We start from the raw sequence: 12,884 nt of genomic DNA on the forward strand, positions 1-12,884 counted from the left end.
GGCGCGCGACCGCTGTCCACCCAGGACAAGGAGAAACACGTGTCCCGTCGACGCCCTCGCCACCTCAGACGCCGACTGCTGACCGCCGCCTCTCTCGCGTTGGCCCTGGTGGTGAGTGTCCTCGGTGGACCCTCCGTCGCGCGGGCCGCCGCGGCCGATCCGGAGCCGTACTCCGTCCTGGTCTTCTCCAAGACCGCCGCTTTCCGGCACGACGCCATCCCGGCCGGAATCGCCGCCATCAAGCAGCTCGGTGCCGACAACGGCTTCACCGTCGACGCCACCGAGGACAGTGCCGCCTTCACCGACGCCAACCTGGCCAAGTACCGCGCGGTGGTCTGGCTCTCCACCACCGGCGACGTCCTCGACCCCGGCCAGCAGGCCGCCTTCGAGCGCTACATCCAGGCCGGCGGCGGGTACGTGGGCATCCACGCCGCCTCCGACACCGAGTACAGCTGGCCCTGGTACGGCGAGCTGGTCGGCGCGTACTTCGCCAGCCACCCGGCCAACCAGCAGGCGACCGTGAAGGTGGAGGACCACGCCCACCCGTCCACGGCCGGGCTGCCGGAGCGCTGGTCCCGGTTCGACGAGTGGTACAACTTCCGGTCCAACCCGCGCGGTGACGTGCACGTGCTGGCCAGCCTGGACGAGACCAGCTACACCCCCGGCGCCGGGGCGATGGGCGCCGACCACCCGACCGCGTGGTGCCGGGACTACGACGGCGGACGGGCCTGGTACACCGGCGGCGGCCACACGATCGAGTCGTACTCCGATCCGGCCTTCCTCTCCCACCTGCTGGGCGGCATCCGGACCGCGGCCGGGCAGCTGGACGCCGACTGCGGCGCCTCGCTGACCGGGAGCTTCGAGAAGGTCACCCTGGACAGCAACACCAGCAACCCGATGGAACTGGACATCGCCGACGACGGCCGGGTGTTCTACGTCGAGCGGGACGGCCGGGTCCGGATCATCAAGCCCGCCACCGGCACCACCGTCACCGCGGTCGACCTGGACGTCTTCACCGGCAACGAGGACGGCCTGATCGGCATCCGGCTCGACCCCGACTTCGCGGCCAACGGCTGGATCTACCTCTACTACGCCCGCAACGACGGCGTCGCCCGCAACCTGTTGTCCCGCTTCACCGTCACCGGCGACACCATCGACCCGGCCACCGAGAAGGTCGTCCTGCAGGTCACCACCCAGCGCAACACCTGCTGCCACGCCGGCGGGAGCATGACCTTCGACAACGCCGGCAACCTCTACCTGGCCACCGGGGACAACACCAACCCGTTCGAGTCGGACGCGTTCACCCCGATCGACGAGCGTGCCGGCCGGCAGGACTACGACGCCCAGCGCAGTGCCGGCAACACCAACGACCTGCGTGGCAAGGTGCTGCGGATCCACCCGGAGGACGACGGGACGTACACGGTCCCGGCGGGGAACCTCTTCCCGGCGGGCACCGCGCAGACCCGCCCGGAGATCTACGCGATGGGCTTCCGCAACCCGTTCCGCATCGGCGTCGACCCGGCCACCAACACCCTCTACGTCGCCGACTACGGGCCGGACGCGAGCGCCACCAACCCCGACCGGGGTCCGGAGGGGACGGTGGAGTGGAACATCGTCCCGGCCCCGGGCAACTTCGGGTGGCCGTACTGCATCGGCGCGAACTACGCGTACAACGACTATCAGTTCCCGTCCGGCCCGAGCGGGGCGAAGTTCAACTGCGCGGCGCCGGTGAACAACTCTCCCAACAACACCGGCCTCACCACGCTGCCGCCGGCCGTCAGCGCCACGGTCGACTACGACTACGGCGGCAACCCGCGCTTCCCGGAGATCGGTGGCGGCGGTGCCCCGATGGGCGGCCCGGTCTACCGTTACGACGCGGACCTGAACTCCGCCCGCAAGTGGCCCGCCTACTACGACGGCAAGGCGCTGCTGGGCGAGTGGAACCAGTCGAAGATGTACACCATGCAGGTGAGCGCCGACGGCAAGTCCCTGGTCGACATCAACCAGCTGCTCTCCGGAATGAAGTTCATCCGGCCGATGGACTTCGAGTTCGGCCCGGACGGCGCGATGTACATGATCGAGTGGGGCACCGGGTTCGGCGGCAACAACGACGACTCCGGCATCTACCGGATCGACTACATCGCCGGTGACCGGGCGCCGATCGCCGCGGCCGCCGCCACCCCGACCTCCGGGGCGGCCCCGCTGACCGTCGAGTTCTCCAGCGCGGGCTCCCGCGATCCCGACGGCGGCGCGCTGACCTACGCCTGGACGTTCGGCGACGGCGAGACCTCCGCCGAGGCCAACCCCACCCACACGTACGCCGTGGCGGGCGACTACACCGCCCAGCTGACCGTCACCAACCCCAAGGGGCGCAGCGCGGTGGCGAACGTACCGGTGACGGCCGGCAACACCGCGCCGACGGTGAGCATCGAGTTCCCGCCCGACGGCGGTTTCTTCGACTGGGGTGACCAGGTCAAGTACACGATCAAGGTGACCGACCCGGAGGACGGCGAGATCGACTGCGACCGGGTGCGGTTGCAGGTGCTGCTCGGCCACGACGAGCACGCCCACCCGCTGGAGCAGCACACCGGCTGCACCGGCACCGTGCAGACCACCCTCGCCTCGGGGCACGGCGCGGAGGCCAACGTCTTCGCCGTCTTCGAGGCCACCTACACCGATGACGGCGGGTCCGGCGGCGCCGGCCCGCTGACCGGACGGGCGATCGAGCGGCTGCAGCCCAAGCGCAAGCAGGCCGAGTACTACACCGGCACCGGCCGGGTGCCCGGCGGCGTCGGCGGTGGCGACCCGGGCGTGGGCCGCGAGGCCGGCAGCGACCCGGCCGGCGGCGGCCAGAACATCGGCTTCATCGAGGACGGCGACTGGTGGTCGCTGGACCCGGCCAGCCTGACCGGCATCGAGTCGATCCGCTTCCGGGTCGCGTCGGCCGCGGCCGGCGGCCGGATCGAGGTACGCGCCGACGCCGCCGACGGCCCGCTGGTCGCCACGGTCGACGTGCCCGGCACCGGCGGCTGGCAGACCTGGATCGACGTCACCGCACCGGTCACCGGCACCAACGCGGACTCGCTGTTCTTCGTCGCCCGGGACCCGGCCGCCGGGACGGGATCGCTGTTCAACGTGAACTGGCTGGACTTCCTCGGCCGCGGCGTGACCGAGAACGCGCCCCCGACGGTCAGCGCGGTCGCGACTCCGGCCGCCGGCACCGCGCCGGTCACCGTCGCGTTCGACGGTACGGCCACCGACGCCGAGGGCGACACCCCGCTGACGTACGCCTGGGACTTCGGCGACGGCGGTACGGCGACCACCCTGGACGCCAGTCACACGTACCGGGTGCCCGGCACCTTCACCGCCACCCTGACCGTCACCGACAGCCGCGGCGCCAGGTCGTACGCCAACGTGCCGGTCAAGGTCGAGGCGCCGAACACCTCCTGCTTCGGGGCCCGCTCGGACGACTTCCTCGGCAGCGCGCTGGAGCGTGACCGCTGGACGGTGGTCCGGGAGAACCAGCTCTACTCGGTCGCCGACGGCACACTGCGGCTGCCCACCGCCTCGGGTGACCTCTACGGCACCCGCAACGACGCGACCAACCTCGTCCTGCAACCGGCGCCCGGCGGCGCCTGGCAGGCCACCACCAAGATCTCGGTGCCGATCACGGCGACCTACCAGCAGGCCGGTCTGATCGTGTACGGCGACGACGACAACTACGCCAAACTCGACCTGCTCTACAACGGCGCCCGCACAGTGGAGTTCATCCGGGAGACCGCCGCGAGCCCGCGCAACGAGAGCGGCGACAGCACCGCGGCGCCCGCCGGTGACGTGGTGTACCTGCGGCTCACCAGTGACGGTACGAACCTGACCGCGGAGGCCTCCGCCGACGGCCGGACCTTCACCCCGGTCGGCCGGTCCGCCGCGCTGGCCGGCATCGACAACCCGCGCGTCGGTGTCTTCGCCCTCAACGGCGGCACCACCGCGCCGGTGGTGGACGCGGCGTTCGACTGGTTCCGGTTCACGCCGGACGCCCCGGCCGAACCGGTCGTCCCGTCCGACGAGTTCACCGGCGCCGAGCTGGACAAGTGCCGGTGGAACGCGATCGTCCGGGAGGATCCGGCGGCCTACCGGGTCACCGACGGGGCGCTGCGCATCGACGTTCCCGACGGCGACATCTACACCGACGGCAACACCGGGCCGACCAACTTCGTCCTGCAGACCGCGCCGGCCGGTGACTGGACCCTGCAGACCAAGGTCGACGCCGGTCTGCTGGACGAGCAGTACCAGCAGGCCGGGCTGCTCGTGTACGGCGACGACGACAACTACGTCAAGCTCGACTTCGTCGCCGACAACGCCGCGGGCCAGCCGGTCAGCCGGCGCATCGAGTTCCGCAGTGAGATCGGTGCCGCGGTGCAGGACCCGCAACCCCAGGCCGGCAGTCTGACCTCGGCGGTGTGGCATCTGCGGCTGGCCCGGGTGGGCAACACCTACACCGCCGCCTACTCGGCCGACGGCACGGAATGGACGACGTTCGCGCCGCTGACCAACGCCGCCGTCGGGGCCACCCCGAAGGTGGGGCTGTACAGCCTCGGCGCCGCCCAGACCGCCTCGAAGACCGTCGCGTTCGACTACTTCCGGATCAGCGCCGAGGACGCCGACACCACCGCCCCGGTGACCACGGCCAAGGTGTCCGGAACCCCGGTCGAGGGCTGGTACACCGGCACCGTCACGGTTGCCCTGACCGCGGCCGACGAGACCGGTGGCAGCGGGGTGGCGGGCACCGAGTACCAGCTCGACGACGCCACCACCTGGACGGCGTACACCGCCGCGGTGCCGGTCGCTGGTGACGGCGCGCACGAGGTGCGGTTCCGCTCGACCGACGCGGCCGGCAACGTGGAGGTGGCGAAGTCGGTCGCCGTCAGGATCGACAGCACGGCTCCGGTCACCACGGCCCAGTTCGCCCCGGCCAACGACAACGGCTGGCACAACGGGACCGTCCCGGTGGTGCTGAGGTCGGCCGACGCCGGATCCGGGGTGGCGCTGCTGGAGTGGTCGCTGGACGGGGGTGCCTGGACGCCGTACACCGAGCCGGTGGACGTGACCGGGGACGGCGAGCACGAGCTGCTCTACCGGGCCCGGGACAAGGCCGGTAACGCCGAGACGCTCAAGTCGGGGGTCGTCCGGATCGACGGCACCAAGCCGACCCTGCTGGTCTCCGGGCTGGCCAACGGTCAGCTGTACGGCGACAGCCAGGACATCCGCACGTCGTGGCAGGCGGTCGACCCGACCTCCGGCATCCGGACCACCACCGGCACCCTGAACGGTCGGGCGTACACCAGCGGCTCCCTGCAGGCGCTGTACGAGTTGCCGCTCGGCCTGCACGAGCTGACCGTGACCGCGACGGACAAGGCCGGCAACAGCACCTCGACCACCGTCCGGTTCTTCGTCACCACCTCGTTCCGGGACATGCAGAACCTGCTGGACCGGTTCAAGGCGACCGGACGGCTCTCCACCAAGGCCCACCGGCAGCTCTCCACCAGACTGGACACGATCCGGGCCGCGGAGGCGGCCGGCGAGGACGAGCGGGCCGTGCGGCAGCTGGCCACCTTCAAGACGCTCGTCAGCGACGCCGCGCTGGTCACCGACACCGACGTGCGGGACACGCTGCTCCGCGACGCCGACGCGATGACGGAGCGGCTCGGCGGCACGGCCAGCAAGGCCGGGGTACGGGCGAACGACGGCAAGCCGCTCGACCGGGCCGGCCGGCTCGCGGCGGACCCCACCCGGATCTCCCCGGACCGCCCGCTGTGACGGGGTCGAGGCGTCGTACCCGGGGAGCGGCCGCCGTCCTCGCCGGTCTGCTGCTGGCACTCCTGCCGGCGGCCGGCCCGGCGTGGGCGCACACCGGAAAACTCAAACTGGAGGTCGCCGGCGACGGGGCCACCGGCATCACCGTGCAGGCCCGCCACGGCGACGGGCACCGGCTGGACACGCTGGTCCGGCTGGTCCTCACCGCCACCGCCGCGGGCGGGCGGACCGTCGGGCCGGTGCAGCTCGAACCGGCCGGCGAGGGGCAGGGTTTCTACTCCAGCGGCCCGATCCTGACTCCCGGCAAATGGCAGGTGACGGTCACCGCGCCGAAGCCGCACGCGGGCAAGGCGACCGTCGAGGTGCGGGCCCGGGCCGCGCAGACGGCCCCGGCCCAGGTCGCGCCGGTCGCCGCGGCCCAACCGGCCGGGCCGGTCGGCAACGCGTCCTCGTGGCGGTGGTGGCCGGTCCTGCTCGGCGTCCTCGTCACCCTGGCGATCGCCGCGACGGTGGTGCTGACGGTACGCCGCCGCAGAGCCCGGGAGCTGACCCCGGGCCGGTGACGAGCGTGTGCTCCGGAACTGCGGAATGATCGCTTCGGCGGGGTTCCGGAGGACGGAGGGCACATGTCCAGTCTCGAACTGGTGGTCGCGGTCGGCGTCGCCGTGCTGCTGGGCGCCGGCCTGTCCCGGCGCCTCGGCATCGCGCCGCCGGTACTGCTCCTGATCCTCGGCGTCCTCCTCGGCTTCGTGCCCGCGCTGCGCGAGGTGCACCTGCCGCCCGAGGCGGTGCTCCTGCTGTTCCTCCCGGTACTGCTCTACTGGGAGGCGTTCATGTCCTCGCTGCGCGAGATCCGGAGCAACCTGCGGGTCATCGTGCTGCTGAGCACCCTGCTCGTGGTCGCGACCGCGGCCGGCGTGGCCGTGGTCGTACACGCGCTCGGCGTCGCCTGGGGACCGGCCTGGGTGCTGGGTGCCGCCGTGGCGCCGACCGACGCCACCGCGGTCGGCGTCCTGGGCCGGATGCTGCCCCGCCGGATCGCGACCATGCTCAAGGCGGAGAGCCTGGTCAACGACGGCACGGCACTGGTGATCTACACGCTGGCGGTCGGGGTCACGCTGGGCGAGGAGCATCTCAGCCCGGGACACGTCGCCGGGCTGTTCACGATGTCGTACCTCGGCGGCGTCGCGGCCGGCCTGCTGGTCACCTTCGGAATCCTGCAGATCCGCCGGCGGCTGACCGAACCGTTCCAGCACAACCTGCTCGCCCTGCTCACGCCGCTGGCGGCCTACCTGCTGGCCGAGGCGGCCGAGGTGTCCGGCGTCCTCGCGGCCGTGGTCAGCGGGCTCTGGGTGGGCCGGGTCTCGCCGCGACTGTTCCCCGGCCACGCCCGCCGGTACGTCCAGACGACCATGAACTTCCTGACCCAGCTGGCCAACTCGGCGCTGTTCGTTCTGGTGGGCCTGGAGGCGCAGTCGGCCGTACGCGGGCTGGACAGCACCGGGCTGGCCCGAGGGCTGCTGGTGGCGGTGGTGGTCTGCGCGGTCATCGTCGCGGTGCGCTTCGGCTGGCTGTTCACCAGCCCGTACCTGATCCGGGCGATCGACCGCCGGCCGCAGCAGCGCGAACGACGCCTGAGCGGGCGGCCCCGGGCGTTGATGGCCGCGGCCGGTTTCCGCGGCGCGGTGTCGATGGCGGCGGCGCTGGCCGTGCCGCACACTCTGCCGTCCGGTGCGGAGTTCCCGGACCGGGACCTCATCGTCTTCGCCACGGCGGTGGTGATCGCGGTGACGCTGCTGGTCCAGGCGCCGCTGATGCCCCGGGTGATGCGCTGGGCCGGGCTGGGCGCGGACGGGGAGGCCGAGCGGGAACGCCGGGCCGCGGAGATCACCTCACTGGAACACGCGCTCGCCGCGCTGCCGGAGCTGGCCGCGGATCGGGGCACCAGCGAGGAGATCACGCAGCAGCTACGGGCGGAATACGATCGCCGGCTCCGCGTGCTGCGCGATGCCGGCGCCGGCCCGGACCAGGAGGCGGCCCGGTACGAGCAGCAGTACGCCGACCTGCACCTGGCTGTGATCGACCATCGCCACGACACCGTCGTCCGGATGCGCGACCGGGGTGAGATCGACGACGAGGTGCTGCTGCGCGTCCAGGACGGTCTGGACCTCGAACAGGACCACATGGCGCAGCGCCGTGACAACGACAGCCCCGCGGAGAGCGCGGGCGGGTAGCGTCGCTCGGCATGACAGCTGAAAGCCTGCGATCGGTGGAGATCGAGCGGACCGGGGTCGGCGCGTACGACGTGCGCAACGTGCGGGGCGGGGTCATCGAACTGGGCACGGGGGACGACGACCGGTTCACCCCGGTGGAGTTGTTGCTCGCGGCGCTGGGCGGGTGCACCGCGATCGACGTCGACCTCGTCGCGAGCCGCCGGGCGGAGCCGGCCCGGTTCGTGGTCCGGGTCCGCGGCGACAAGGTACGCGACGAGGGCGGCGCCAACCGGATGGAGAACCTCGAGGTCGAGTTCGACATCGAGTTCCCGCCGGGGACCGACGGAGATCAGGCGCGGAAGATCGTGCCGCGGCTGATCCAGCAGTCGCACGACCGGTTGTGCACGGTCAGCCGCACCGTGGAGCTGGGCACGCCGGTGTCGACCTTCCAGCGCTCCTGACCCGTCGAGGTGCCGCTACCGCGCCGGTCCGCGGGAGGGGTTGTGCGGCGGCACGGCGCGCAGCACCGCGGTCGGCGCGTCGGCCAGGCCGCCACCGACCGGCGCCGCCATGACCTGGGTCGCCTGCGGATCCGGATCAGCCGGGCGCCTCCTGCGGCGGATCACCATCAGCACGAGCGTGCCCAGGCCCGCGGCGACCAGGAGTCCACCCAGCAGGGTGAACATGAGCGAGCCACTGCCGTCGTCATGGGCGGTCCCGGCGGCCTCCGGCACCACCCCGGCCAGGCTGGCTTTCGGCGCGGGCTTCTCGGCGGCGGGGGTGCTCTGCGCGGCGGTGGGCGACGGTGACGTCCTGGTGGGGGTGGGCAGGGCGGCCAGGACCAGCCGTACGGTCACGCCGCGGGCGGTGCCCGGCACGGTCGCGCGAGCGGCGCGGTAGCCGTCCTTGTCGGCGACGACCGTGATGGACCCGGCGGCGATCGGCTTGCTGTCGCTCGCCTTGACCGAGAACCGGCCCTTCCCGTCGCTGGTCGTCCGGTACTCGTGCCCGGCGCTGTCCCGGACGGTCAGGCTCGCACCCGTGATCGCCTTGCCGTCGGCGTCGCGGACCCGGCCGGTGACCCGGCTCACCGCCGCCGACGACGGCGGCGTGTTCCCGCCCCGGACGATGATCATCTTGTGGTCGAAGGCGGTCTGCGTGCCGATCCGTACGCTGACCGCGAGGTTGCGCCCGCTCTCCTGGCCGGGGCCCACCTTCGGGGCGACGACCGTGGCTTCGAAGGTCCGGCTCTTCCCGGGTCCGAGGTCCGGGGCCGCGGCGCATCCGGCGGTGCAGCGCAGGCCCCCGGAGACGGCCACGAAGACCTTCTCGGTCCGCTGGTTGTTGTTCGTGGCCTGGAACCGCACCTGGACCGTCCCGCCGGACGGCACGCTCTCCGACGACACGCGCAGGATGCGGATGGCCGGAGGGGCGGCCGTCGCGGGCGCCGCGTACCCCGCGAGCATCGCCCCGGCCAGCGCCACCGGCGCCGCGGCACGGATCAGCCGGGTCCGTGAGCTCGTCACGTCGTACCACCTTCTGCACGGCAAGCGACACCGGTCGATGACGCCGCGGGCCACTATGCCCTGTCGTGGGTGGCTCGCGCGACTCAGCGCCCGGGCCGCGCTCAGAAGAACGGGATGATCCGGACCGGCGGGCGGACCGGGGGCCGGGGCGGCGGCAGGTACCGCGGTGGTGGGCGGTAGCCGGGCCCGGGGCGGTATCCCGGTCCGCCGTAGTCGTCGATCCCCGGTGGCGGCGCCGGCCGGGGCAGCCGGGGCAGCTCCAGCGGCGGCAACGGCTTGAGCGGCAGCAGTTTCAGGTCGCCGGGCTTGCCGGGGCGGGGCCGCGGCGGTGTCCGGCGGGCCAGCGTCTCGGCCACCGTACGGTCGATCGTGGCACTGCCGGCCGCCAGCGACTCCATCAGCATCCTGCGGGTCGTGGCGGCCCGTTCGGCGTCCGGCACGGCCCGCTCGACCGCCCGGGTCACGTCGGTCTGCTCGACGATGACCCTTGCTTCCTCGGCCACCTCCGGCTGACCGGTTCCGCTCCCGCCGGGCCCGCTCCGGCCACGCCCGGACAGGGCGGAGTTCACCAGCCGGTCGTACGCCGCGCCCAGGCGCTCCTGCAGCGCCGTGTCGGCGACCTCGGCGAACGCCTGGACCAGCGGATCGAGGATCGGCATCGCCTCGGTGAACGGCTTGAGGAGCGCGACGATCCGTTCGCTGACCACCTTCTCCAGTTGCAGGGTGACGGTCCGGCGGCCGTCGACGACCAGGTCGATACCCGGCTGCGGGGATTCGCCGACGGCCGCGCGGGCGGTCTCGACCTGCTCCGGGGTGACGGTCCCGGGCAGCTCCGTGCGGCCCTGCGCCGGCAGCCGGACCTCGGCCGGGATGATCCAGATCCGGTTCCGCCGGGCCGTCTCGTCGGCGACGATCCGGTCGAGGGCGGCGACGCTGACACCGTGGCTGGTGCGGGCCTGCTCGGCGGCGGCCCGGACCTTGTCCAGCAGGTCGCCGATCGCGGCCTCCTGGCTCAGGGTGTTCCGGTAGGACGGGGGCAGCGACCCGTACACCTTGTCCCAGAGCCGGCCGGCGACCCGCCGGTTGAGATCGGCCTCGATCTGCCGGGTCACCTCCGCGTAGCCGCGCTGCGCGATCTTCAGCCGCAGGCGCAGGTCCTCGGAGGGCACGCCGAGGTGCATGCCGAACATGGTGAACGCGGCCAGGGTGGCGAGCCCGGCCGCCGCCGGGCCGCTGAACCGGGTGTAGAACGCGGTGCTCCGCTGCGCCGCGGAAGCGACCCGCCACCGCCACCCGCGGCCGCCGTCCGGCTCCTTCGGCTGCCGGCCGAGCAGCAGGCAGGTGAGCAGGTACACGGCGGCCAGGACGGCGAGGACGGCCAGTTCACTCAGCTTGAGACGGTCGGCGAAGAACCCGGACACCGCCTCGAAGGTCCGCTGCATCGCGCCGAGCCGCTCCGCGCCGATGGAGTCGCCGAACAGCTGCAGGTACGCCGCCAGGAGACAGTAGAACGAGGCGGCGAGGCCGATCGGGACCAGATAGAGGACCCCGACGGCACAGAGGTGGTACCGCAGGCCGGTGCGGACACCGTCCGGCCCGGCGGCAAGCCGCACCTCGCGGCGGCACCACCACGCCAGCAGCCAGATCCCCGCGACCACTGATACGAACGGCGTGACGATCATCGACAGCAGGAGCGCCGCCAGCAGGAACAGCCCCACGCCGACCGGGGTCCCGCGTTCCCGCACCGGCATCCGCCACCTCCGTCGCACAACGACGTTCCGCTACCAGAGAACCACGCTGCGGCAACCATCGTCGAGGCGGTTCGCCGCTGGTTGACACCTGGAAGAAGGAATGGCGCGGCTTCGTCGTCGGCGTCCAGGCCGTCATCGGCCCGATGTCCGCCGGAGGCGTCGCATGACCGCCGCGGCCCCGCGCGGCGAGGGGCCCGTCGACCGCTACCTCGACGACATGTTCGACCTGCTGGCCGGCACGGGCGCGGACGGCCGGCGACTGCTGATCGAGCCCGCCGCCGAGGGCCGGGCCCGCGGCCTGGACGCCGAGACCGCCGAACGCGAGGCCGTCGTCCGCTTCGGCGCGGCGGCCACCGTCGCCCGCCGCGTGCCGGCGGGCACCGGCATCATCCTGACCTGGTACGGCCTCAGCGGCGACCACGAGGTGAGCCGGTCGGTCCGATAAAGTCGATTCTCGGCGGTTGCCCGCGACACCGGAGGTGGCATGGAGCCGGTCGATGTTCTGATCGTCACCGCGATCAAGGCGGAGTTCGAGGCGGTCAAGGCCGGGATTCGTGAATGGACCCCGGATGATGCCGACGTCGCCTGCCCGTATCTCCGCGGTGCCTACTTGTGTACCGACGGCCGCCGGTTGTCCGTCGCGCTGGCCCGCCCCACCCGCATGAGTGGCCGGCATGCGAGCCCGTTGGCCACCACCCTGTCGGCCCGTCTGCGGCCCGGTTGTCTGGCGATGGCCGGCGTGTGCGCGGGGAATCCGGCCGAGGTGGCCCTGGGCGACGTGGTCGTCGCCGAGATGACGTACCAGTTCGACGAGGGCAAGTTGACCGCGGACGGGTTCGTCGGTGACCACCGCCAATATCAACTGGACGGCCGGTGGATCAGGGCGGCGCAGGACCTCGACCCCGCGGCGCTGCCCAGCTACGGGCCGGCGAGCGCGGGGGAGGTGACCAACTGGCTGCTCGAGCGGTTGTACCTCGGGCTGGAGCCGACGAGACACCCCGCCTTCGACCGCTACTTCCCACCGGGCACCTGGCTGCCCCGCACGGCGGCGATCGAGTCCGACGGCCTCATCACGCGGGCGGGACCGGGGTGGGCCCTGACCGACGCGGGACGCCTGCATATCGAGCGCGTCCGTTACGACGACGTGGACGGCCCGGAGCGGCTTCCGTTCGCCGTGGCCGTGGCGCCGATGGCCAGCGGCAACTACGTGGCCAAGGACGGCGGTTCCTGGGAACGGCTGAAGGCGATGGGCGTGCGCACGGTGGCCGGGCTGGACATGGAAGCCGCGACCATCGCCACGGTCGCCGAGGCCCAGCAGGTGCCGCGCTGGCTGGTGGTCAAGGGCGTCATGGACCATGCCGACCCGGCCAAGGACGACCGCTACAAGCGGTTCGCCGCACGGGCCTCGGCCGAGGTGCTGTACGCACTGTTGGACCAGCTCGCCGCGCCGACGCCCGGTGGCGGCGAAACGACTGCCGGAGCAGCGAGCCGGTACGCGGTCACCATCGGCGGCGCGCAAGGCGTGCAGATCGGTGATCGCAACGAGCAGCACAACATCTTCGGGGCCTGAGGCACCACTG

At 72.5% G+C, this 12,884-nt stretch carries 8 protein-coding genes; 6 read left to right on the forward strand and 2 right to left on the reverse strand.

All coding sequences use genetic code 11. The features are described from left to right. The first annotated feature begins 39 nt into the window (after positions 1–39). The 4 genes from AB0C12_RS42595 (at position 40) to AB0C12_RS42610 (ending at position 8,488) form a co-directional block, all read left to right on the forward strand. Positions 40–5,817: a ThuA domain-containing protein gene (locus AB0C12_RS42595; RefSeq protein WP_360556779.1), complete on the forward strand. Its 5,778-nt coding sequence runs from the start codon at positions 40–42 to the stop codon at positions 5,815–5,817. Then, on the forward strand, positions 5,814–6,377 hold the full coding sequence (locus AB0C12_RS42600; protein WP_360556780.1) for a hypothetical protein: 564 nt from the start codon (positions 5,814–5,816) through the stop codon (positions 6,375–6,377). Before AB0C12_RS42595 ends, AB0C12_RS42600 begins: the two co-directional genes overlap by 4 nt. 63 nt (positions 6,378–6,440) lie before the next feature. Further along, complete coding sequence (locus tag AB0C12_RS42605) at positions 6,441–8,048, forward strand: Na+/H+ antiporter (protein WP_360556782.1); 1,608 nt, start codon at positions 6,441–6,443, stop codon at positions 8,046–8,048. Between the two features lie 11 nt (positions 8,049–8,059). After that, positions 8,060–8,488, forward strand: a complete 429-nt coding sequence (locus AB0C12_RS42610; RefSeq protein ID WP_360556784.1) for an OsmC family protein — start codon at positions 8,060–8,062, stop codon at positions 8,486–8,488. Positions 8,489–8,503: 15 nt separating this feature from the next. On the opposite strand, the gene AB0C12_RS42615 is transcribed toward AB0C12_RS42610, so the two are convergent. Together AB0C12_RS42615 and AB0C12_RS42620 are read right to left on the reverse strand one after the other, a co-directional pair. Beyond that, entirely contained in the window at positions 8,504–9,553 is a 1,050-nt protein-coding gene (locus AB0C12_RS42615; RefSeq protein ID WP_360556785.1) for a carboxypeptidase-like regulatory domain-containing protein, read from the reverse strand. 101 nt (positions 9,554–9,654) lie between these two features. Then, entirely contained in the window at positions 9,655–11,304 is a 1,650-nt protein-coding gene (locus tag AB0C12_RS42620; protein WP_360556786.1) for a hypothetical protein, read from the reverse strand. 163 nt (positions 11,305–11,467) lie between these two features. Between AB0C12_RS42620 and AB0C12_RS42625 the strand changes: the two genes are divergently transcribed. Together AB0C12_RS42625 and AB0C12_RS42630 are read left to right on the forward strand one after the other, a co-directional pair. Next, positions 11,468–11,749, forward strand: a complete 282-nt coding sequence (locus AB0C12_RS42625) for a hypothetical protein (RefSeq protein WP_360556788.1) — start codon at positions 11,468–11,470, stop codon at positions 11,747–11,749. Positions 11,750–11,788: 39 nt separating this feature from the next. Then, positions 11,789–12,874, forward strand: a complete 1,086-nt coding sequence (locus AB0C12_RS42630; protein WP_360556789.1) for a hypothetical protein — start codon at positions 11,789–11,791, stop codon at positions 12,872–12,874. Positions 12,875–12,884 lie beyond the last annotated feature (10 nt).

This window comes from Actinoplanes sp. NPDC048967 (assembly GCF_040649415.1).
GTDB lineage: Bacteria > Actinomycetota > Actinomycetes > Mycobacteriales > Micromonosporaceae > Actinoplanes.

What these genes read in the sequence shown, in the direction of transcription:
- AB0C12_RS42605 (WP_360556782.1), top strand. Translation starts at nt 6,441, where the DNA reads ATGTCCAGTCTCGAACTGGTGGTCGCGGTCGGCGTCGCCGTGCTGCTG.
- AB0C12_RS42620 (WP_360556786.1), bottom strand. Translation starts at nt 11,304, where the DNA reads ATGCCGGTGCGGGAACGCGGGACCCCGGTCGGCGTGGGGCTGTTCCTG.
- AB0C12_RS42610 (WP_360556784.1), top strand. Translation starts at nt 8,060, where the DNA reads ATGACAGCTGAAAGCCTGCGATCGGTGGAGATCGAGCGGACCGGGGTC.
- AB0C12_RS42625 (WP_360556788.1), top strand. Translation starts at nt 11,468, where the DNA reads ATGACCGCCGCGGCCCCGCGCGGCGAGGGGCCCGTCGACCGCTACCTC.
- AB0C12_RS42630 (WP_360556789.1), top strand. Translation starts at nt 11,789, where the DNA reads ATGGAGCCGGTCGATGTTCTGATCGTCACCGCGATCAAGGCGGAGTTC.